Origin of the sequence: Brevibacillus sp. SKDU10 (assembly GCF_001645205.1) — a bacterium.
Classification (GTDB): Bacteria; Bacillota; Bacilli; order Brevibacillales; family Brevibacillaceae; genus Brevibacillus_B; species Brevibacillus_B halotolerans.
In genome coordinates this window covers 46,089-69,273 of record NZ_LSSO01000204.1, presented here as the reverse complement: position 1 = coordinate 69,273, position 23,185 = coordinate 46,089, and the positions used below count along the sequence as shown (strand labels likewise).

Sequence of the window (23,185 nt, the reverse complement as noted above, 5' to 3'; positions counted from 1 at the left end):
ATCCCCATCCATTATGGCTGTATGGGCATAGCTGGTACGATCAAGGATGATTTGATTGTGCTCAACAACCACTATTCTTTGCTCTAATCCATAATGGACAAGCAATTGCTCCACTGTCGTACCTTTTTCTACACTTGTTGCTTTACCATTAACCTGAATCTGTACTGTGCTAGCGTGCAAAAACGGTCACCTCGTTTCTTGCGTGATTGTTTTTACGTCTTCTTTTTCCAGCGTTTGGCGTAGCTTAAGCAAAAATCGAATAGGGTAGCTACTGGATAGCATATCCTGCTGTTTCATTAAGCTGATCACGGTACTCTCTTATCCTTTTTTGCGGTCGTGCTGACTGCATGATCCCCGACATTACAGCAATACCATCCGCTCCAGCCGCTATCACGTCCTTAACACGCTGAGGAGTTATGCCACCTATCGCAATTAGTGAGATGCTAGGCGCTAACAGTTTCCGCATTCGCGTTACAAAGGAAAGACCACGCGGTTCTACGCCGAGCTTACATTCCGTCACATAGACATGCCCCGCTATCACAAAGGTTGGAGGACGGCTTGGTATGAAATCATGTTCTGTCAATGAATCGTACTTGTCAGAGGGTTGTAACGATTGTACCGACAAGCATTCCTGATCGTTATGAACCGAACAACCCAGCAATTGGTGGGAGGCCAGCATACGACCTGCCAAGCTGGCATGCATACTTTGCTGTCCAAGCTGTACACCGCCGCAATGATAAGCCATCGCTACATCCACACGGTCATTTACGATGATTCGGTCCCTTGGAAAAACATCCGACAAGAGCCTGATCCATTCAGCTAATTCCCTTGCTGTCCGCTGCTTTTCCCTAATGTGTAGATAATCTACTCCTGCTTGGTCTGCCTTCTCTATAATGGGCAACACTTCTCTGAGAGTTTGACGCCCTGTGGTCATGAGATGAAGGGAGCGTGCTCGCAAAAATTCAACTCCTTTCGCAAAGATATTCGCATATGCCTTGTTTCTTGTTGTTTGAAACGAACCTCTATAGCTGACCGATCTAGTTGGGACCATTCATGCCTGACATCAAAAAAGCCCCCGCTTTCTTTTCGGATAGCACCGAAATAGATAGCGGAGGCTAAGCTGAACTAGCTGCTCGTAAGCTGAAAATCTTTAGTAGCTTACTGCTTTTTTGATCCATACTGTAAACGGCTACAGGTTGTTTTTTATAAAAAGAAAAACCACCCGTAGCGGATGGTTTCGTATGCATCTGAAAGAACAAAGTTATCTTCACTCTGTTCTCGGTTGCCCTCTTCCTCCGCCGGTATTAACCAGATCAGGTTCAACGGTCAGTAACGCATAGTGTTACAATCTCAGCCGACAGCTCGGCCCCCGCTCGGTACAAAGTTATAAAGTTTTGAATTCGCTTTTACAGTACCACGTCACTACTTATTTGTAAACAGATAGATTTTCTTTAGAAAAATTCTCGTTCATTGTTCACACCAGATCATTCTGCCTCGTATCAGTGTGTAATCATTCCCTTATTCATTGCCTGCATACACTCTTCTAACCATCCCAGAGCCTTGGCCTGCTCCGGTACCTCACTTACTTCCCGATATGCTTGTTCTACCAGCTTTTTCACTAAAAATAAACTGGAGAAATCTAAAGCCATCACCACTTGTTTAGGCGGCTGCGTCTGTTCTTTTAAAGCCTCAACGCCATCTAACAAAACCGCCGCTGTCTTTTCAGCCACCTCATTTAGTTGCTCATGCTGTCTTAATTCATCGTAAAAACTATCATACAAACGGCACAAGATTAAAAATGCTTGTGTGCTAAGAACCACTTCGTTTGCATGTAGGTGCATCATTGAGTCTTCCACAAGTTTGCCTCCGTCTCTTCCCATCTATCTGCCGTAGATTTATTTTTATTATAGCATGAATGTTTCCTCTAGGTGGCATTTTGCCCAGTTCAAGCCTTGCCGCACTGTACATTGAATACAAATCAAAATAATCGTGCTATTACAAAAATAACAATGGCATGTATACACAATCAAAGTCCCCTTCTCTTTTTCTAGAAAGGGGACCTTGTGTTTTACGCACATTCTATGCTTTATGCGTATTTCCATTATCGCGAATGTTACTGTTTTGGTCATTGGTATCTAGCGTTTTACCTCTGTTTTTCGCCTTGTTTTGAGATTTGTTGTTCTTGCTGGACATGGTTTGACTCACCTCCCGATTGTTCGGCTTAGTTTCCCCGATGTGAGTGAAAGTTACACATGGAGGTGGATTTCTCTCACTTAAATCATCCAGTTATCAACGTACAGCACCCCTAAAAAATGAGTTGCTTCTCTGCTGAATACCTTTTAATCTGATGATAGAAAAAAGATTTAGAACTTTCACATAGATAGGTGGCCAATTAGATGCTTGTTATTACTCCCATTCCATTACAAGGAACTTTTGTGGTACTCGAACCGCTACAGCCAGAACACGAAGCAGAGCTTCAGCAGGTCGGAAGCTTTCCCGAAATTTGGACCTTTTTACCGAAAGCAATGGTTACAAATGAGGATTGGAAAGCCTATTTTAAAAAAGCATACGATGCAAAGGATGCAGGAGTGGAATTTCCTTTTATCATTAGGGAACGTTCCTCCCAACGCATTATTGGTACTACTCGCTTTATGAATATTTCTAGTATGGATGATCACTTAGAAATTGGTTCAACCGGGCTCACTCCACGCGTATGGAAATCAGGCGTGAATACGGAATGTAAATATTTGTTGCTAAGCCATTGCTTTGAACATCTCGGATGCGTTCGCGTTCAAATTAAGACCGATTCTCGCAACGAGAACTCCCAACGAGCTATTCGGCGAATCGGGGCTACCTATGAGGGAACACTTCGCAAGCATATGCGTCTGGCCAATGGTTATGTCCGTGATACTGCTATGTTTTCGATCATTGATTCAGAATGGCCTCAGGTAAAAGAGAAGCTGGCCCTTATGATGCAACGTTACTCATAGGAAAGTACACCCTTCTTTGAAAAAAACCTCCCTATTTCGCTTATTTTGTACAATCTTAGGCTAGATCAATGCATCCAGTTCGTGTACAGTTAAGAATAGAGATCAACAAGCGATGATAGATTATGAGGTGACCTCTTTTCATGCATACAAATTTACGAACTTTTATCCAACAGCTTCGCGATGAAGGACAATTATTGCAGATTGATACTCCTGTCGATCCATATTTGGAATTGGCAGAAATTCATCGTCGAGTCATTGATGAACAAGGGCCAGCCCTTTTTTTTACAAATGTTAAAGGGAAAAGCTTCCCTATTGTAACCAATCTATTTGGAACCCGTGAACGGGTCGATATGGCATTCGGACCAAAGCCAGAAAAGATCATTCAGCAATTAGTAAGTAACATGGACAAGCTAATGCCCCCGAAGCTCTCTGCCCTTTGGGGATTACGTGATCCTTTATTAAGTGTCATGAAAACAGGTACGAAAAACGTATCGTTAAAAAATGCTCCTGTTGCTCAGGTACATACAACTGATGTCAATTTGCAGGAATTACCTGCTATTACTAGCTGGCATGAAGACGGGGGCCCGTTTGTTACATTGCCACTTGTCTACACAGAGCATCCCGTCAGTAAAGAACACAATCTGGGGATGTATCGTATTCAGCTGTATGATGAAAATACTACGGGTATTCATTGGCAGATTCATAAAGGTGGTGGGTTCCACTATTACGAGGCAGAAAAACGTAACCGTGCTTTGCCGGTAACCCTGACAGTTGGCGGACCACCTGCTCTGATTGTCTCTGCTATTGCTCCATTACCAGAGATGGTTCCGGAACTTATTTTCTCCTCTCTCTTAATGGGAGAAAAGCTAGGAATGACCGATGTAGATAATCATCCACATAAAATTATTTCGGAAGCAGAATTCGTGTTTGGCGGTATTGTCCCTCCGCATGTTCGCCGACCAGAAGGACCGTTTGGCGACCATTTTGGCTATTATTCCTTAGCTCACGACTTCCCTGTCTTCCATGTGCAGCAAATGTGGCGCAGGGAAGATGCGATCTATCCAGCTACGGTGGTTGGTAAGCCGCGCCAGGAGGATTTCTTTATTGGTGAATACCTCCAAAGCCTGCTGTCACCGCTTTTCCCTGTGGTCATGCCTGGAGTGAAGGCTCTTTGGACGTATGGGGAAACTGGCTTCCATGCATTAGCAGGAGCAATCGTACGCGAAAGCTACTATAAGGAAGCAATGGCCCATGCCTTTAGAATTCTAGGGGAAGGTCAGCTTACATTAACTAAGTTTTTGATGGTAACGGATGTACATTGTGACCTATCGCAGTTCAGTAAGTTTTTAGAGATCGTGTTAGCTCGTTTCCAACCAGAACGTGATCTACTGATTGTCAACGATACCTCCAACGATACACTTGATTATACAGGACGCAAATTTAATCATGGCAGCAAAGGGGTAATGCTCGGCATTGGCGATCCTGTTCGTGACCTGCTACACACTTATAACGGGCCAGACATCCCGCGTTTTCCTCATGCAGAGGTTTTTTGCCCAGGCTGTCTCGTAATTTCAGGACCAAAATTTGAAGATGCCCCGCAAATAGGGGAAGATTTGATCGCTTATGCCAATGAACATTTAGCGGACTGGCCTATGATTTGTATCGTTGATGACGCTGCAATCTCTCGCAAGGAAAGCAGCTTCCTCTGGACAGTCTTTACGCGCTTTGATCCAGCAAACGATCTATATGCCAAATCAACTATCGTACGCAATAAAATCCGTTATGAGGGGCCATTAATCGTAGATGCTCGTATGAAGCCGTTCTATCCAGCAGAAGTCGAAACCCGTCCAGACATTGACAAACTGGTCAGCAGACGTTGGAAGGAATACTTTCCTCATCTGTAAGTAATAGTCCTTGTGTGCCGCTTCTAGATCAGTGTACAAAGAAATAGACAACCTCCTACCTCAGATGACAGAGGAAGGAGGTTTTTCTGTTGCCAGATTTACTTTGCAAGGAAAACCCATATAATATAAAAGAAGATAGTCGGAGCAATGGAGGGATAAGCATGCGACAAAAACAAATTCAAGCGGAACTGGATGTGCAACCGACCATCGATCCGCAGCAAGAGATACGATCAAGAGTGGAATTTTTAAAACAATATCTGCTTGCAACGCACACCAAAGGGTATGTACTTGGAATTAGCGGTGGACAAGATTCTTCATTGGCAGGTCGTCTCGCCCAATTAGCCGTAGAAGAGATTCGCCAAGAAACTGGTAAGGATTATAGCTTTATCGCTGTTCGATTGCCATATGGAGTTCAACAGGATGAAGATGATGCCCAGCGTGCGCTCGCTTTCATTAAGCCTGATCGCACGGTTACGGTAAACATAAAACCAGCTGTAGATGCTTCCGTACAAGCCTTTGAGGAAGCTACTGGAGAACAATTATCTCACTTTCTTAAAGGAAACATTAAAGCACGCGAACGTATGAAGGTTCAATATGATCTAGGCGCCCATTACCAACTGTTAGTGATTGGAACAGACCATGCGGCTGAAGCGGTTACAGGCTTTTTCACCAAATTCGGTGATGGTGGTTGTGATGTAACACCTCTCACAGGCCTCAGCAAGCGTCAGGGTAAACAGTTATTACAAGCTCTTGATGCAGAGGAATCTCTCTATGCCAAGATACCTACAGCAGATCTTGAGGATGATAAACCACTTTTACCTGATGAAACAGCACTGGGTATGTCCTATGAGCAATTAGACGATTACTTGGAAGGGAAATCTGTTCCAAGCGAGATTGCTGAAAAAATTGATCAGCGTTACCTTCGTACAGCACACAAACGCCACCTTCCCGTTACGCCATTTGATACATGGTGGAAGGAACAAAAATAAAGCTCGTTACATAGCCAGGAGGGCAAACTATGCTGGCCCTATCTGGATACCTGAAGGCTTTTGATGCAAGCAGGTTAGCAGATTATGCTGCTAATCTGCTTTTCATTTACAAAAACAAAAAAACAAGGCGAAATCATTGCCTTGTTTTTCATAACATGCATTCTAAATAGAAATGTCGCGGTTACCTATCTATTTTAACGCCTTACTCATTTGCTATTCGGTGTCATGGTCAAAAAACAGCGTCAATAATTCCTCGACAGTAATAGCTCCAAAATAGGTTGGCAAATGGAGTGACTCCAAAACCTCACGGATCGCTTGCTTCTCCATCGGAATATCGGTAAGCTTTTGCTCAATATCAGATACTTCCCCTACTCCGAAGAAATCGCCATAAATTTTTGCGTGTTTGATTTTTCCCTTCTCCACATCAAGACGAAGCTCAATCGTTCCTACCGGAAAACGTTTGGTTTGTTGGAAATTGCTCTTCGGTGATTTTCCATAATTCCACTCCCAATTTTGGTAGCGTTCCTTGGATAGCTCATGGATGTTTTTCCAATCCTCTTCGGTCAACACGTATTCACTTACTTCACCCTGAGCAAAGATGGAGTGTAAAATTTGTTGTTTAAACTCTTCGATAGTCATTGGTTTCTGTAAAAATTCTGTGATATTAGCAACTCTACTACGGATTGACTTGATACCCTTCGATTCAATTTTAGCAGCATTCACCTTCAGCGCTGCTACTACATTCTCCATTTCAGAGTCAAATAAGAGAGTACCGTGGCTAAACATGCGTCCCTTCGTGGAGTATTGAGCGTTGCCAGAAATTTTACGTTCACCGACTTGAATATCGTTTCGTCCGCTTAATTCAGCCTCTACTCCCATTTCCTTCAAAGCTAACACAACTGGTTCCGTAAACTTTTTAAAGTTATGAAAGGACTTGCCATCGTCATTGGTAATAAAGCTAAAGTTTAGGTTGCCTAAATCATGATAAACCGCACCACCACCTGATAAACGGCGGACAATGTGAATTCGATGCTCGTCCACATAATCCGCGTTAATTTCCTCGATCGTGTTTTGGTTTTTACCAATAATAATGGATGGCTCATTTATGTAAAACAACAGATAATCATCATCTGCCGGCAGGTGTTTTAAGGCATATTCCTCAATAGCTAGATTAATTCGTGGGTCAGTAATGCCTTGATTGTCAATGAATTTCATGTTGATGCCCTCCAGTGCCAGTTATCAGTAAGAATGATTTTCACTCTATTATCTCATCTCTTACTCTGTTGCTCAAGCTCTGGAGATTGCAATATCATGTCTTCGAAAAATTGAGCCGCCCTACTTTTGGGTCTACCTTTTTTTGTAATGAGCGAAAAAAGGCGTTTATGCGGCTTTGAACTGATAGCAAGCGCTTTACATTCTTTCAAAAAAACCTCGCGTTTCGCAATCAATCCAGAAACAATTGACATGCCCAGTCCGGCCATTACTGCCTCCTTAACTGCTTGGCTGCTACTAAACTCATAATAACGCTTTACTTGTATCCCTAGCTCTTGGATAATTTGATCACTTTGTTCACGTGTCCCTGACCCAGACTCACGAAAAATCCATACTTGGTTCTCTAAGTCAGCCTGAGTTGCAACCTTTTTGCGTGCCAAAGAGTGGTCGTTTGGAACAAGCAGCACCAATTGATCCTCCATAAAAACCTGCACATCCACATCAGAGCTACTGATTGACCCTTCAATTAAACCTACATCGATTTTCTCATCCATTAACGCCTCAATGATTTCTCGAGTATTATTAATTTTTACCTGCGTCTGTACCTTTGGATACTCCTTGGTATACATGACCAATTGCTTAGGCAAGAAATACTCCCCAATCGTATAGCTTGCACCAAGAGAAAGGAGGCCGCTTACTTCCTGCTTGAGGGCTTGCAGCTCCAATCGGGTTTCATCTACGGCATAGAGAATCTGTTTGGCTTTCTGATAAAAAAGTTCTCCTGCTCTAGTCACCCTCACATGCTTTGGGGAACGAATAATAAAGCTAGTATCAAATTCTTCCTCTAAGTGGCGAATATGTAGACTGACCGCGGGTTGCGACAGATTAAGCTCTTCAGCAGCACGGGAGAAGTTTTGCTTTTCTACTACTTTGACAAAAATTCGTAGGGAATCGAAATTCATGGCTCAGAACTCCTCCTCTGGCTTGTTTATTCCTTCCTTATTCCATCTCAGCACCAAATCCCCTTCTAAACGCGCCCAGAAGGGAATGGATAATCATTTTCTTATAGAGAATCGTGGCTAACTAGTTTAGGGCTATTGAAACGGCGCAGGGTGTGGCTACTGGGTATGCAATTCTATCCCCTGAGGATTAATGACTACATTCTCTCCGTCCTTTTTCACTGTAGCTTTTCCATTTTGAAAGCTAGATGCCCAATCATAGGTTAATGCAATGACTACCTGACCTGTAGTATTCACGTAGCCAAATTTGCCATTCTTCTTCACTACAGCAAAACCCTCCGAAAAAGGCATCGCATAATCATACTGATACTCGACCACGACATTAGCAGTACCAGTTGAATCTAACTCAACAAAGCCCCACTTCCCTGCCCTCTCTCTAGGGATAAGAGTGGGATGTTTCGGCTTTGGAGTGCTTTTTTTCTGATTCACCTGTATCTTGTCTTTTTCTTGTGTATGTATCGTTACTTTAGTAGGTGACGCTTGAGCTGCTTTTGTTTTGCCGTGCGCTTCTTCCTTTAGTTGCATATCTTTCTTGGTCTTTTCAGGCTTTACGCTAGTTGTTATTTTAGGGGTTTGTTGCTCATTCGTCTGTTCTTTCTTTCCTTGAACTGCTTTTGCTTTGGCATCGCGTTCAGCCTTCTCCTTCGCTAGCTGCTCCTCCTGTATGGCTTCCTCCTGTAGGTTTTTAGCAGCCTTTAGCTGTTCCACAGCTTCTTTTTCCAAAGGTTCTCGCGCTTCCTTAGCTTGTTTGTCCCCTTCAGCAGGTTGTGTTATCTCAATAGCATTGACTGCTTGCTTCTTATTTTGTTCATTACTCCACATAAGACCACCAATTGCTGCGAGAAAAAAGGCAACAGCAACTCCTGCTCCAAGCGATTTTTTAGCCATGCTGTTTTTACGTTCCGCTTGCTTGGCAGGTGCCGATTGGGATGCTTTCTCCTCTGGGAAAGGCTTTGGTGCTTTTATTTTTGTTTCAAGCTCAGCAATTATCATCCATAAATCCTGAGCTAGAGCATGCTGGGGATCTAGTTGCTTCTGCACAGCTCGATACGTCTCTATTGCACGTTCCAGCTCCCCTTGTTCTTCCCACTGTTTAGCTTGTTCTATGTTTTGATAGATGACAGGTAAATTTGCAAAGTCTCCTTGAGCGTTTTCTTCCGTTTTCAAGATTTCCGGAGCAAGCATTCGTTCTGCCCCTTTTCCAGAAAAAGGCATGTTTTCTTGCGGTATGGGAATATGAATCGTTGGTTGATCGGCGGCCATATTCTGTTTTTCGAATCCTGTTTGTCCATCTTCCTGTACATCCATTAAAGCGAGCAACCATTCTCCAAAGGTTGGGCATTCATTTAGCTCCTTGCATTGCCAAGCACGATCAAGCAAGGAAGCAATCTCTGCCCCCCAATAATTACGAATAGAATCTATCAAAAGCGGGTATCTTTTTGTGCTGTGAGGTATCTCTTCTGGATTGAAATAGCTTTCTCCCCAAGCGGCTTCTCTGACCGTTTCATCATACCAGCCTAATATCTCGGCTAGTAAAATAGCTCCAGAGAATCGATCAGCATATTTACTCCATAAGCCTAACGGTGAGGTTTGTGGCAGTGAATAGCCGGGAGATGCTGCAAATAAGACATCAGGCCTCTCCAATCTCGGCCCATATAATTGCTCTACGTCTACCAGCTCTACATGGGAAAAGCCGTCTTCTACCTGATCCCTGACTAAACCTGGCAAAATCAAGTTGGGTCCGGATAAATCACAATGAGCTAACCCTTGTTGTTCCATAGTTGATAAAACTTTAGCTAATGAACGTGCTAAAGTTAAGCTGTCTGCCCGGCTTAATACCCGTTTATCTATAATAATATCCATCCAAGTAGGTCCTTCTATCCAGGGCATAACCACTGCATACATCAGATCGCGATGCTGACTTAATAGCCCTCCATGTTTCTGAGGTGTCAATATAACGCGGTCACATACAGATAGCCCTGGTAAAGTAGCAAAGTCCTTGATTTGTTCAGATAGATAAACCTGCTTCGGATCTTTATACTGCTGACGAAACACTTTTAATGCCTTCCACTTGGAACCTGCTTCTTTTCGAGGAATCATTTGATAGACAATTCCTTGACGCCCCTCCTGACCGTAGGGAACATGAGGAGCGACTGGATGCTCGCCGATTGTATATGTAGCATTGTGTAGATGAAGCTCTTCCTCTACTCTCGGCTGAAATACCATGAGAGCCTCCTCTCTTTCTTACCTCGTAGCATTCATAAAGTAAACATAGATTGTGGAACGCAAAAAAACCATAAATGCGCGTTCCAAGGATTTTTGACTATTATTTTTGTGCTATGTATTCTCTCACTGAGAAAAGGACTAGGCTCTCTTTCCCACCTAGTCCTTTTCTGATTTTCTTGCTTTATTGAGAATCCGCCTGACGGAACTTCGTCGCAATTGCATGTAATTCATTTGATATACTTTCAAGCAACAGGACAAATCCAGTCATTTGCCTGTTCGCTTCCTGAAATTCCTGGAAGAATTTTTGTTTCGTCATCCCGTCCCACTGACCTTCCATTTGGTGAATTTGTTGGTTCAGACGATCAATCACTTGCTGACTTTGTTCCTTGCTTTGTTGAAACTGGCTTGCTACTTCATCCACTTGATCAGGCGAAATTAAAATGCGTGACATGTTCTTTTTCCCCCCAAGTCGTTCACATTCTCTTTTGTCCTATTGTAGCCTAGAGTATTTTTAGAAACAATTCCCAATTTGTAAGGAAGCTGATTTAGAAAGAAACACCTATGTTCACTTATAGTTAAAAAGGACTTTCGCCCTTCATTTTTAACGATAACTTTTATTTTGTGAATCTATCGGCCTACAAGCATCCTTCTGTACCCATTTTTGATTAATAGTGCGGATGAGCTCTTGTAGGGATCGCTCCTCATCGAAAGGCACAGCTACCTTGACCCGATGATAACGCCGTTTAGCAAAGTAGCCTTGACCTGATGGCAACATTTTATTATAGGCAGCATGCGGATAATGACTAGCTTCAGTCGATGGGATTTTCAAGAAAGCCAAGTCATTGGCATCAATACTGCCAAATAAAAAGCCTGTTTGCATATTTTTAATCTCGGATAACCAATCGTTGCTACTATATGGAAAATCAGATGGCACCCCAGAGATAATCACATACAGATCGCGGCTTCTGCCTTGTCGAACCAACTGAGTCAATTGGTCCTTGATTTGATAATCTGTGATCTGCTTGAAAAATAGATCTGCATCATCAATTACCAGCAGAAGAGCTGGCTCCTTATCATTTTGGCCCTCTAATCGATCTGTTTTGATGGATTCAGCCTGATTGAACAATTCCTCCTTGCACATCTGAGAAGAAGTCGATTGCTCTCTGTAAGATTGATTTTTTAGCTGATCAACATGAGTGTGGCGCATTTTTATTTTCGTACTTAGAGTAGTAAGCAATTCTGTAAGCTCGCTCTCTCTAGTGGCCGTCCCCTTGACGTGTGTTACGTGTTCTAGAGCTAGTAAGGATGCGGAACTAGGTCGGAAATCGATACAGTAAATTTCCAGCTCTTGTGGAGACACTCGATCGCATAGAGATAGTACCCATGTCATTAAAAAGGAGGTTTTTCCCCCTTCCATCGGACTCCCTACCACAAAATACGGGCCTTCTTTTAAATCTACCTCAAACAAAGTTAAATCATCTACATATATACCTACAGGAGCTCTAAATGAATCAGAAGGTGAGGATATGGAAATATCCGATCTAGTAGAGAGAGAGGATTTATTAGGAATAACAGACTTGATAGCTAATAGCTCCTCCAAGAAAACAACCTCTGGTAATGGCAATATTTCTTTTGGACGTTCCCCATTCCAAGCAATGCTCATCTGCTCCATTACATTGCGCAGTCGAACCGAGCGCTGCATGTCGTCGGCGCCCGCTATGGGTAGGGCAGTCTGAAACTCAAGTGGAGGCACTTGTCCTTTCACTAGCCCTCTTCCTTCTGGTAACTGGACGGGTGGTTTTGCAGGACGCCCCACCGCAAAATAATAGTCGCTTGGATCAGATAGCTCAAAGGCAATTCCCAGAGAAAAGTTACCTCGTATTCTCTCCACAATATCTGTAATACGGTTAGCAGTCACTACAAAGGAAAGTCCTACGCTTCCCCCTTCTCTTAATAGCTGCTCTAGCTGATCATTCTCATAGGAGTACTGATTTCGGAAGTTTAGATAGCCATCTATGGATACGACGATTCTAGGGACGGTCTTCCCCGTAGCCATTTGGTACGCTCGAAGTGTTTTCACACCGCTATTTGCAAGTAGCTCTCGGCGTCTGCCTACCTCCTCAAGCAGATAACGAAATAAACGCTTGATTTTATCTGTTTCATCATCCAAAATGACGGAGCCAACATGAGGCAAGTACGAAAAGTCGCGTAGCGTTCGCCCAAAATCCAACAAATAAAAATGAAGGTGTTCTGGAGAATAACGAGTAGCCAAGGATAATAGTAAGGTCTGCAAAAATGTAGTCTTTCCTGTTCCCGGCATTCCATAAATAGGTAAATGCCCTTCCTCTAGTGATAGTAGTAACGGCTCCTGTCGCTGCTGTGCCACATCGTCTACTAAGCCTACAATGGCAGAAAGACCCGGGGCATTGGCTCCCCATTCCTTACCATTCCAACCGTATGTACACTCTGAAATATCCTCTAAAGCAAGCTGTTTGGGCAAAGGAGGAAGCCACGGACCAGGCAATCGGCTGACCCCTTCTTTCTCTGCTATGCTTGCCAGATATTCCATTAGAACCTGAAGCTGCTTCTTTTGCTTTCTCATTTGATCTGTGTTTAGATCTTCCTTTATCTCACATTTCGTACGTTTTCCACTTAATGAAACCTCATAAATCTCCGGCTCGTTTTGGTTTCGCTTCTGATCTGCTAGATATGGGGCACCACTCCAGGCAAACTGGACCAAATCAAATTCCTCATTGCTCCCCACCTGTAAGTAGCCACGCCCAGGCGTTGTAATCCACGCTGCATCCGGTATCTTTAGCATTTCCCGGCTATCCGCATCGTCCTGAACTCTAAGACATATGCGAAAACGGGCATTACTCCAAATCTTATCATCTACGACACCGCCAGGCTTTTGCGTAGCTAGGATTACATGCATGCCTAACGTTCTACCAATGGTTGCAATTGATATTAGTTCATTCATAAACTCCGGCTGCTCTTTTTTTAGTTGGGCAAACTCATCAATAATAATAACCAAATGAGGTAGAGGATGAGTCATCCGCCATGTCGTTTCATAATACTCATCAATGTGCTGAAGGTCTCCTGCTTCATTTAAAATTTTTTGCCGACGGATTAACTCAGCGCGTAACGAAACCATCGCTCTTTCTACGAGCTGATCATCCAGATTGGTAATGGAGCCGACCAAATGCGGTAAATCTCTGAACGTATTAGACATCCCCCCGCCTTTATAGTCAATCAATAGAAAAGTCATCTCATGAGGATGATAATGAACGGCTAATGAGGCAACAATGGATTGAATAGCCTCGCTTTTTCCTGAACCTGTCGTGCCAGCCATTAATCCATGCGGACCATGCCCACGCCGTTCTATTTTGTCATGTACATTCAACAGGACTTTTTTCCCACCTGTTCGCACTCCCACTGGAACTGGCAAGGATTGAGGAAACCGATTCGCCCGCCAAAGGGCAGCTACATCCAAATCTTCTATTTTTTCAATCCCCAAAAGCTCAAATAACGATAGTCGCTGAGGAATTTCTGCTGATGTAGAGCGCTTGACCTTTACACCTGCCATCATTCGCGCAGCATGCTCCACTTTATCTAATGGAAGGTCGTCTACAGTACATGCAATCTCGCCCTCTTCTAGACCAGTCACATCCCCTGTGACAGTTTCTTTACAAACACCGCGATTGCCCTGTATTTCCACAATCAATTGACACTGCATAGGCAACGAATCTTTCCTATCCGCCAGTAAAATCGTACATGCCCCAATTGCTTCAGCCTCTTTTAAAAGTAAGGGCAAAATAGGCTCGTCCTCAATTAGATGGGGCGCTGACAGAATAAACACCCAGCAAGGTAGCTCTACCTCTTTACGAAAATCAGTAGCCCTCGTCATTTTCCGCCTGTTTAGCTGACTGTACAAAACGTCGAGTAGTTGGTGAGCGCTTCCTTTTTCCTGAGCAACGAATCGCATGGTCTGTTCATCATCCCAAGTATGCGGTAGCCAGCGTAGCCATTTCCATTGCTCTTCTTCCCACTCTGGATAAAAGGCAGCGATTTTCACCTCATCTGGTGAGTGATGTGTCGCCATCTGCAATACCATCACCCTGATAGCATTTAGAATAGCCTCCTGCTCACCTACCACGCCTATGACTTTCGATTGATACAGGGGTAGTTGAATAGGAACCGACTCAACTCTTTCAAAGGCTTGAGCCAACGTCTGGGCTTCCTCAATCAAAGGCTCTGTCTCATAGCCTTCCTGTTTGGGCGCTATAATCTGATAGGTAGCTGGCAGCGTTCCTAGTCCCAAACGCAACTGTAAAAAATCCTCATCACGTGCAGAACGCTCCCATAGTGAACTGCTTCTCTTCTCTATCCGCTGTATGCACTCCCAAACAGACGGATTCAATTCGTGCATAATGGCTTGCTGTTCCGTTTGTAGCTCTTTTAATTCTCTTCTGTGTTTCTCTAATTGCTCTTGGTACTGAATGGTTCGTGTTTCTGCCTGTCTACGATAATTTCTCTTGTTATACAGATAGGTAAACACCGGAACCGTATATGAAATAATCATGGTGCTCATAAAAATCATTTGAAACACGAAAAAATTCTTGTTTCCCGTATTCATTCTCGATCCCATATATAAATAAGCAAAAAGCGAAATCCCCGTGATAATAATGGGGATTAAGATAGAAATGATGGAGAAAGCGGGTGGTTGGGGAACAAGAGGAGGTCGATGGATTTCTACTGTTTGCTTGGGTAATGTACGCTTTAAGCGCGGTGATCGCTGAAAATAATCATAGGCCATTCCTGCTCCCCCTCCCCTGTATTCGTTTATAAGGTTTTCCACACATACCCTTTTAGCTCGCTCTTGTTTTTGTCTTTTTTCTCATTCGCAGTATGTACATGCCCAGCTTCAGATAATTGTTGTTGATATAAAGAGCGCCAACCTTCAATTGTTTGGATTTCCCCACCAGTAGAAAAGCTACGCTGTACTCTCAAATATGCCCCGGACTTGACACCTAACTCAAACAGTGTGGATTGCGACGAAAGGATTTTCCATTCATGTTCTCCCACTTTCATTTCTAGCAGATATCTTGCATCAGTCCCCCTATGAGGAACACTGGCCTTTATCATGCGAGAGACCCTTTCGGCAATCATTTGACAAGGGAAATGAGTCGGTAATTCAAAGTCCGGCCACTTACTTTTATCAGCATTTGTTACAATTGTCACAATGATTTTGTCCATTTCTTCACCATTTTTTAGATCGTCTGAGCGACCAGCTTTTCTAAAATGATTTCCTGCAAAACCTCATCCATTTCCATATGAGAGCTGGGAGAAATGCATACCCAATCCTCTCGTTCCTTCACAAATAAACGAATCAGCCAATTGGCAATACTAGAGGTCAGAAACGTCATGCCATTTAAGCTCCATTCATTTTGATGCCATGACATTGTAATTAGTTGTCCCTCGCACCATTGAGCTTTTAAGGACTGAGCAAAAGCCTCTGCTGCATTCTGATGGCACTGATAATCCATTAAGGTGGCACAAATCTCATCAATAGAGGCGGTTTCTACCATTCCTCTAATCTGTTGAAAAATGGCATTTGGTAGTTCAATAGAGGGAACTACTACTTTTTCCTCAGCGTTTTTTCTGATTCTGTTACACATTGTTTTACTGGCTTCTAAGGGTTCACCTAAGGCTCGTAGCTCATATACATTTTTACCGCCTAATGCTGCTATTTTCTCAACTACAACTTCCCGGTCAAAATGAAAATACCCCTCATACGCTTCTCTATGTTTATCAGTGTAACGAAAATAACAGCACGTTGTGGCATGTCCGCACGGAGCTACAAGGGAATTTACCATCTCATCTATGTACAAGCCTGTCTCATCCTCAAAAATATACCCTTTGTGTAATAGCTCTGTCTTTATTAGGTCCCATTCCTCTTGCAAGTCTTCTGTTAGATACCCAGCATAAGGCTCTGCTATACCTAGTACTTGATCAGCACCAGTTAGGCATGCTAAAAAGTATAGCTGTTTATCCGTGATTGAAATAGTTTCAATCGGATTTTTCATACTAGCCTCCTTACAATGCTATTGATTTTATCGCGTAAGCCAAGCGAACCACTCTCTTTTGTGTCCCGCCTTATCGTATGGGATAAACGAGTCTGTCTGATTCCAGCTAACATCCATTAACGCTATATCATCACTAAGCGGACTGTCACCCGCTTGAAGAATCATGGACTGTAGCTCGTTGTCTGTCGGGAGCGGATAGCATTTATCTAATGTGGCTAAGCCATCTGTATAGGCTATCATTCGTGTAAAGCGATGTTGTCCAGCTAAACTGGATTGAAATAAATGAGGCTTTCCTCCCACAGGTCCATGTAACGTTGACCAGCGCTCTTGTGTATTAAATGTTCCTTGTATGCATTCCGTTATTTCATGCTCTTGGCTAAATAATCGTAACCGTAAATCCCCCTGCCAAGCGAACAGGATTCTTCCATTAGGAAAGGAATGCGAGGGTAGATCAATGCGTCCGCAAATGTACATGGCTTCACTTCCATGTGTCCGCTTCGATTCTAGTACATCACGTAGCAAGCCTGTAATACTTGAAGGTATCGGATGATTAACTATGATTCTACTAGTTACAGTGGTTAACGATTGTAGATGTATATCCAACTGTTGTAGGAGGAACTCCTCCCGCTCCTCTTTCTCAAAGAGATCGGAAGCAAGCCAATCTAGTAGCCCGTCCCCTAGCATTTTGGCCGCAAGCTCCCCACAGTAAGAGAGAGATACGCCATCACACAATGCAAATAAAAAAGATTGCTCGTTTCTGGCAAACGTAAGATAATCCTGCCCCTTCTCCTGAGAATGTTGCGTTTCCAAAGCCCGGGCGTACGCATATCTCCAGACAAATTGTTCCTCTTCTCTTGTTACAGACTGCTCTGTGTGTTGATGTATGTTTTTATAACGATAGGCTTGTTTCACATTGCATCACCTGTCTTTAACGGACCGGGGTTGCTGCCGACATTTGAAACCCTAAAGACACCAATTCTGGACTGGTAGCCGGAAACATAAGCAAGGCACCCTTTTTTAATTGATACATGGACTCACTCATCATCTCACGATAGCTCTCCGGTAAGACAGAGGACATGGAACGCAGCCTATTGGCATGTTCATCTCTTAAAATTGTATCTGCCATGATTCCGTCCCAGCGCTTCACATCGACAAGCTCTTGATCGTGCAGCTCTTCGGAAATAAAAATGTTTTCAACAAGCACATGTCCATCAGGAACAGCCATTTGCATAATTCGTTTGACAATGGGCTCCGGATCTTCACCAGTCGCAGCACCATCTGTCATGTGACAGATCAAAGGGGCCGGAGAATCTTGCAGAAACGGGAGCTCTTCTAGCAATAATTTTTCAACTTGTTTAAATGCTTTCGCCATATCTGTCAATCTACGCGGACTTATTTCGGGCAGCTTCCCCAAACGGGCTACCTCATCTATTCCTCGAATTCCATCCAATAAATCATATACTTCATCGCTGTATGCTAAAATTGCGATGCGATAGCGTGGGGACATCCGAGTTCCCTTTGTAGAACGAAAAATCATCTGTCGAATGGCAGCGGATAATGCTTCCATCACCACATCAATCCTGCGTTTATCTCCCATAGGCAGACACATGGAACCACTCACATCAATCAGGTAAATGATAAGCGCAGGGGTTCGATGGGTCGCTGGCAACTCATAGCTCATAATCGACTCTCCTTATGCTCCTGTTGCAGAGAACCACGGTAGAAGCAGCTTGATTTTAAGCCACCGTGGTATCATTTGGAATTTGAAGGTGAAAGGTTTCATCTGTTCCCTTCTTTCAACGATTCCCGAGGAGAATCCCCCCTTTTGATCATTACTTACACTACTTTCCTAACGGCTCTGATTGCTACTACAGGACAGATAAGCATTCCCTCAGCTAAAATGCCTGCGTAACCTTACTGGTGTAAAGGTCAAAAAACTCACCTTCCTCCCTAGCAGAACAATCGCTTTAGGACCTCGGAATTTTTTCACTTACTTTAACCAATCCAGATACAGAAGGCTGAACCTGATCATCTTCATTTGTATCCTCGCTATATCCATCATGTATAGAAGTATCAAGAAATTGTATATTTTCACGGACAAATTGAAAACGTGCCATTGGCAGCTTTTCCGTGGTACCCAATGTAGCTAAATGACGTTGCATATCCTGCTGAGGAAAAAAGCGTGAAGAGCTTGTTAATCCCAGTACAGCTCCCTGCTCTCTCAATTGATGTCGAACCTGCTCTATTGTCATCGTTAATCGCTCTGCACTTTCTCTATCAACTTGTTGAAAGCGTTCCGCAGATTCGACGAGACGCTTAGCTAAATCGTTGGAGTGTGCTTGCAGTTGCTCCATTAAGGCACGGACAGCACGCCAATTATCCTCTAGCTGTGTGTGATGCCTAATTTCCCAGCTAAGACCTTCCATTGCATGATGCAAACGTCCTTCTATTTCATTCCACTCCTGTGCAGCTCGTTTGTATTCGTGACCCAATTCTTGCAACAGATGCGGATGTACCAGTATTCGCGACATCTCTTATCCCCTCTGATTTACTCATACTCGTTCTAACAGGTAGTACGAAATTTCATTACTCGTGACCTTGGAAATGAATCATGATGCTTACTTAAACAAGATTTTTGGAACAAATTCAGGGAGTTTCCCTATCTTTTTAGATTTACAGAACCAGGAACTTCATACTAGAGTAATTGGTCCTGTTTTTTTCGTTACGTATAGGTAGATAGATACAAAAAAAGTCTTTTTCACTGAAAAAGACTCACTATCATTTTTTTCTATTCTCGACATGATTTATAAATACGTCAAGAGCTTGTAATTGTAGCATGGTTGTTTTTATCTTTCCACGTAACGTGGCTACTACCATGATGAGAATTACAGAGTAAAGGAAGCTAGCAGTCCAAATATAAACAAGGGTATATTATAATGAAGAAATGTAGGTACGCATGTATCCCAGATATGATGATGTTGCCCATCTGCATTCAATCCTGAGGTAGGCCCTAGCGTGCTATCGGAAGCTGGTGATCCTGCATCCCCCAAAGCTCCCGCTGTACCAATTAACGCCGCTGTCGCAAGTACAGAGAAGCCAAGTCCAGCACAAAGCGGCACAAAAATAGCAGCAATAATTGGGACCGTACCAAATGAAGAACCTATTCCTATGGTGATCACTAAACCGATCAATAGCATAATCACACTAGCTAAAAAACGATTTTGACCGAAATATTCCACTCCAGAAGCTACTAGCTGCTGAACAGCTCCTGTCTCTTTCAACACAGTAGCATAGCCAGAGGCAAGGAGGATAACAAAGGCGATAAATCCCATCATAGCAACACCGCGCTGCACCACCTCGTCCCCCAAATTCCACGGTACCACTCGGAAAATAAATAAACAAACAATTCCTGTAAGCGAACCAATAATGAGTGATTTCGTCAATAATTGCACGGTTAATGCTAAGAGAATGGCTACGAGGGTGAACGCATGTTGTTTTGTAAAACGTAATTCTTTCTTCTCGTTATCCTGGTCAGTATCCGTAGCGATAATTTGGTACGTTCTAGGTTTACGATAGCTAATGAATAGTGCCACCAATAACCCTACAATCATACCAATCCCTGGAATAAGCATCGCTTTTGGAAAATCGGTTACTGCAATTGACATACCAGCCTTCCCCATTTCAGATACAACAATCTGATGATAGATCAGGCCAAAGCCCGCTGGAAGCATAATATAGGGTGCTTGCAAGCCAAATGTTAAGGCACAAGCTACAGCACGCCGATCAATTTGCATTTTAGTAAACAAAGTCAACAAGGGTGGGATTAGAATGGGTATAAAGGCAATATGCACAGGTACTGCATTTTGCGACAAACAGGCTGCTGTAGCAATGGACATCAGTAAAATACCACGTTTTCCACGCAATACCACCAATAGTTTTTTTACTAATAAGGCTGTAATATCAGACTTAGCGATCATCACAGCAAACATCCCAAGCAAAATATAACTGAGCGCTGTTTCTAACTGTCCGCTCATCCCCTGCACCATCATCTGGATCGTGTCAGTTATTGAACCACCGGCAACCAGCCCTGCGGTTATGGAAGCGGCGATCAAGCCAAAAATGACATTTAATCGCAACAGCGACAGTATAACAATTACGATCACCGAAAGTATAACTCCATTAAATAATAGCATAACGTTCACCTGCGCTTTAGTATATTAGCTAACTAAAGTTATAACACAGTAAAGTGTTTGTGACAAGCGCTTTTGTAGCTCGAAATAGAGCGCATCTCCTTCTCAAAATCATTCAAGGCGGCCTAAGTAAAACGCCGAATTTTTTCACAATGATCAAAACGAACAGGATCAATCATTGAATTGTATTCTTTATAGACAAACGTTCCAATTGAGTATATGATGGCAGTAACGATAACAACTGCAAAACGCTTCGGGGAGCTGGAATTGGCCGGCTGAGAGTGTATTCCTTTAATACTGACCCATAACCTGATCTGGATAATGCCAGCGTAGGGAAGTAAGCTTCTGATATCTTCTTACATGAACGCTTCCAAGACAGGTTGCGTTTTTTTGTTGTCTACCAAACAACATGGAGGTTTCGGGATTTATGAGAACTAGTAAACGATTACCTGCTACTTTACTTTCTGGATTGCTCGTGTTCGCTTTAACAGCTTGCGGACAATCTGCTACACCGGATACACCAAGCGACAAAAAGACACCTGAATCAGCCCCTGCCAAAACCCAAAGCAAGGTCGTCCTTGACTGGACACCCAATACCAATCACACCGGATTGTATGTCGCTCTTGAAAAGGGCTACTACGCCGAGCAAGGGTTGGATGTAGAGATCGTTCAGCCTGGCATGAACGGAGCTGATACCATGGTGGCCACCGGTGAAATTCCATTTGGAGTAAGCTATCAGGAGGGCGTCACGCAAGCACGAACTCAAAACGTCCCTATCGTATCGCTTGCCGCTGTCATTCAGCATAATACTTCTGGTTTTGCTTCACCAGTAAGCAAGAAAATTTTGTCTCCCAAAGATTTTGAAGGTAAAACCTACGGAGGCTATGGGGCTCCAAGTGAAAAAGCGGTTTTACAATCTCTGATGAGCTTAGAAAAAGCTGATATCAATAAGCTAAACATGATTAATGTAGGCGAAGCAGATTACTTTACTGCTGTAAAACGCGATATTGACTTCGCTTGGATTTTTTACGCGTGGACGGGCATTGAGGCAGAGCTGCGAAACGAGCCAATTAACATGATATACGTTAATAAATATTCGGATAAACTAGATTATTATACCCCTGTTCTCATTACGAATGAAAAAATGATTCAAGAAAAGCCAGAGATAGTTAAATCCTTCATGGCAGCAACCTCCAAGGGATATCAATATGCTGGCAAGCATCCGGAAGAAGCGGCTAGCATCCTCCTTAAGCATGTTCCCGATTTGGATGAAAAATTGGTAAAAGCGAGCCAAAAATGGTTAAGTCCACGTTATCAGGATGATGCGCCGCGTTGGGGAGAACAGAAACGCGATGTATGGCAAGGCTACTCCGACTGGATGGTGGAACATCACTTATTAGAAAAACCACTGGATGTAGATAAAGCATTTACCAATGACTTTTTACCAAAATCATAAACGCGGCATATCACATAGAGGAGCGATTACAGATGGCAAACGCCTTAGTTAGCATTCAAATTATCCCTACCACCCCTCAAGGTGAGGGAGTCATTCCCTTTGTAGACAAAGCAATTGAAGTCATTTCGCAATCAGGAGTAAAATATTTCGTTAGCCCGTTAGAGACCACGATGGAAGGCGAGTTGGAAGAACTGCTTGCTATCGTAAAAAAGATGAATGATGTCATGGTTGAGGCTGGTTGCCCGTCCGTAATCTCCCAAATCAAAATTTATCACCGCGCTGATGGGTTAGCTTCTATGGATGCATTGACGGAGAAATACCGTCCATGAATAACAATCGTCGTCTATATAAAACAGGATGGCCGCCCGTTCTCGCGGTCTTCCTGTTTCTCTTTATATGGCAGCTTGCGACTTTTATCTGGAAACCCGAAGCATGGTTTTTACCAAGTCCCCTTGTTATTTTCCAAGAAGGCTGGAATCAAGCGCCTCAGCTTACACAACACCTATGGGCTACTTTACAAATCACCCTATTAGGCTTTGCAATTGGGAGTACAACTGGTCTTATTCTTGCTTTTTTATTGCATGTGACTCCGCCTATGAAGGCTGCCTTGTACCCATTACTCATCCTAAGCCAAAACATACCGACCATTATTTTAGCTCCTCTCTTGATGATCTGGTTTGGCTTTGGGTTATTGCCAAAAATGATTTTGATTACGCTGGTCTGCTTTTTTCCCGTCACTTTATCTACAATGACAGGACTGGCGCAAACCGATCCTCAAATCAAACGATATATGCTAATGATTGGAGCAACTCGCCAACAAATTTTCTGGAAGCTAGAGTTGCCTCATTCGCTTGCCTCCATGTTTTCTGGACTAAAAATCTCGGCAACCTACAGTGTTATGGGAGCCGTCATTTCTGAATGGTTAGGGTCGCAAAAAGGGATAGGCGTCTATATGCTTATGGCAAAGGCTTCCTTTCGTGCTGATCGGGTTTTTGTCACCATGTTTCTCATTGTAATTGTCAGTTGCTTGCTATTTGGCTTGATTCGTTTTTTAGAACGCTGGGCGCTCCGATGGCAATCGAATGAGCGAGACTAGCAAGTAGCTACAATATA

Annotated in this window: 20 protein-coding genes and 2 riboswitches; of the genes, 6 read left to right on the top strand and 14 right to left on the bottom strand. The window is 43.3% G+C overall.

Going from position 1 to position 23,185, the window contains the following annotated elements; genetic code table 11:
- The 3 genes from thiS to AYJ08_RS20995 all read right to left on the bottom strand — a co-directional run.
- Positions 1 to 180 (bottom strand): sulfur carrier protein ThiS (thiS, locus tag AYJ08_RS21005; RefSeq protein ID WP_064019330.1); only part of this gene is annotated, 180 nt, incomplete at its 3' end.
- A gap of 88 nt (positions 181 to 268) precedes the next feature.
- Positions 269 to 958 carry a thiamine phosphate synthase gene (locus AYJ08_RS21000; protein ID WP_064019329.1) on the bottom strand — a complete coding sequence of 230 codons (690 nt, stop codon included), beginning with the start codon at positions 956 to 958 and terminating at the stop codon, positions 269 to 271.
- Between the two features lie 315 nt (positions 959 to 1,273).
- A riboswitch (TPP riboswitch) is annotated at positions 1,274 to 1,383 on the bottom strand.
- Positions 1,384 to 1,499: 116 nt separating this feature from the next.
- The gene (locus AYJ08_RS20995; protein ID WP_064019328.1) at positions 1,500 to 1,856 is read right to left on the bottom strand and encodes a hypothetical protein; all 357 of its coding nucleotides are present in this window, start codon (positions 1,854 to 1,856) and stop codon (positions 1,500 to 1,502) included.
- A 540-nt stretch (positions 1,857 to 2,396) separates the two neighbouring features.
- Here AYJ08_RS20995 and AYJ08_RS20990 point away from each other — a divergent pair.
- The 3 genes from AYJ08_RS20990 (at position 2,397) to nadE (ending at position 5,883) form a co-directional block, all read left to right on the top strand.
- Positions 2,397 to 2,990, top strand: a complete 594-nt coding sequence (locus AYJ08_RS20990) for a GNAT family N-acetyltransferase (protein ID WP_064019327.1) — start codon at positions 2,397 to 2,399, stop codon at positions 2,988 to 2,990.
- Between the two features lie 140 nt (positions 2,991 to 3,130).
- Entirely contained in the window at positions 3,131 to 4,894 is a 1,764-nt protein-coding gene (locus tag AYJ08_RS20985) for a UbiD family decarboxylase (RefSeq protein ID WP_064019326.1), read from the top strand.
- A 161-nt stretch (positions 4,895 to 5,055) separates the two neighbouring features.
- Positions 5,056 to 5,883 carry an ammonia-dependent NAD(+) synthetase gene (gene nadE / locus AYJ08_RS20980; RefSeq protein ID WP_064019334.1) on the top strand — a complete coding sequence of 276 codons (828 nt, stop codon included), beginning with the start codon at positions 5,056 to 5,058 and terminating at the stop codon, positions 5,881 to 5,883.
- Between the two features lie 213 nt (positions 5,884 to 6,096).
- Here nadE and lplA read toward each other — a convergent pair whose 3' ends face one another.
- The 11 genes from lplA to AYJ08_RS20925 form a co-directional block, all read right to left on the bottom strand.
- Complete coding sequence (gene lplA / locus AYJ08_RS20975; protein WP_064019325.1) at positions 6,097 to 7,098, bottom strand: lipoate--protein ligase; 1,002 nt, start codon at positions 7,096 to 7,098, stop codon at positions 6,097 to 6,099.
- A gap of 53 nt (positions 7,099 to 7,151) precedes the next feature.
- On the bottom strand, positions 7,152 to 8,057 hold the full coding sequence (locus AYJ08_RS20970; protein ID WP_064019324.1) for a LysR family transcriptional regulator: 906 nt from the start codon (positions 8,055 to 8,057) through the stop codon (positions 7,152 to 7,154).
- A gap of 156 nt (positions 8,058 to 8,213) precedes the next feature.
- Positions 8,214 to 10,340 (bottom strand): WG repeat-containing protein, encoded by a 2,127-nt coding sequence (locus tag AYJ08_RS20965; RefSeq protein WP_064019323.1) that lies wholly within the window; start codon positions 10,338 to 10,340, stop codon positions 8,214 to 8,216.
- A gap of 181 nt (positions 10,341 to 10,521) precedes the next feature.
- Complete coding sequence (locus AYJ08_RS20960; RefSeq protein WP_064019322.1) at positions 10,522 to 10,791, bottom strand: WXG100 family type VII secretion target; 270 nt, start codon at positions 10,789 to 10,791, stop codon at positions 10,522 to 10,524.
- A gap of 150 nt (positions 10,792 to 10,941) precedes the next feature.
- Complete coding sequence (gene essC / locus AYJ08_RS20955) at positions 10,942 to 15,156, bottom strand: type VII secretion protein EssC (RefSeq protein ID WP_064019321.1); 4,215 nt, start codon at positions 15,154 to 15,156, stop codon at positions 10,942 to 10,944.
- 26 nt (positions 15,157 to 15,182) lie between these two features.
- A complete protein-coding gene (locus tag AYJ08_RS20950; RefSeq protein WP_064019320.1) occupies positions 15,183 to 15,596 on the bottom strand; it encodes a hypothetical protein in 414 nt (137 codons plus the stop codon).
- Between the two features lie 14 nt (positions 15,597 to 15,610).
- Entirely contained in the window at positions 15,611 to 16,426 is an 816-nt protein-coding gene (locus AYJ08_RS20945; protein WP_064019319.1) for a hypothetical protein, read from the bottom strand.
- 27 nt (positions 16,427 to 16,453) lie between these two features.
- Positions 16,454 to 17,338 carry a hypothetical protein gene (locus AYJ08_RS20940; protein WP_064019318.1) on the bottom strand — a complete coding sequence of 295 codons (885 nt, stop codon included), beginning with the start codon at positions 17,336 to 17,338 and terminating at the stop codon, positions 16,454 to 16,456.
- A 16-nt stretch (positions 17,339 to 17,354) separates the two neighbouring features.
- Entirely contained in the window at positions 17,355 to 18,107 is a 753-nt protein-coding gene (locus AYJ08_RS20935) for a vWA domain-containing protein (protein ID WP_064019317.1), read from the bottom strand.
- 286 nt (positions 18,108 to 18,393) lie between these two features.
- Entirely contained in the window at positions 18,394 to 18,957 is a 564-nt protein-coding gene (locus AYJ08_RS20930; RefSeq protein ID WP_064019316.1) for a type VII secretion target, read from the bottom strand.
- A 354-nt stretch (positions 18,958 to 19,311) separates the two neighbouring features.
- Entirely contained in the window at positions 19,312 to 20,619 is a 1,308-nt protein-coding gene (locus AYJ08_RS20925; protein WP_064019315.1) for a Na+/H+ antiporter family protein, read from the bottom strand.
- A gap of 242 nt (positions 20,620 to 20,861) precedes the next feature.
- A riboswitch (TPP riboswitch) is annotated at positions 20,862 to 20,971 on the top strand.
- A 72-nt stretch (positions 20,972 to 21,043) separates the two neighbouring features.
- Here AYJ08_RS20925 and AYJ08_RS20920 point away from each other — a divergent pair.
- Genes AYJ08_RS20920 through AYJ08_RS20910 form a run of 3 tightly spaced genes read left to right on the top strand, consistent with a single transcriptional unit; the run spans position 21,044 to position 23,168 of the window.
- Positions 21,044 to 22,072, top strand: coding sequence for an ABC transporter substrate-binding protein (locus AYJ08_RS20920; protein ID WP_064019314.1), 1,029 nt, complete (start codon positions 21,044 to 21,046; stop codon positions 22,070 to 22,072).
- Between the two features lie 32 nt (positions 22,073 to 22,104).
- On the top strand, positions 22,105 to 22,401 hold the full coding sequence (locus AYJ08_RS20915; protein ID WP_031415582.1) for an MTH1187 family thiamine-binding protein: 297 nt from the start codon (positions 22,105 to 22,107) through the stop codon (positions 22,399 to 22,401).
- The gene (locus AYJ08_RS20910) at positions 22,398 to 23,168 is read left to right on the top strand and encodes an ABC transporter permease (RefSeq protein WP_064019313.1); all 771 of its coding nucleotides are present in this window, start codon (positions 22,398 to 22,400) and stop codon (positions 23,166 to 23,168) included. Before AYJ08_RS20915 ends, AYJ08_RS20910 begins: the two co-directional genes overlap by 4 nt.
- Positions 23,169 to 23,185: the final 17 nt, after the last annotated feature.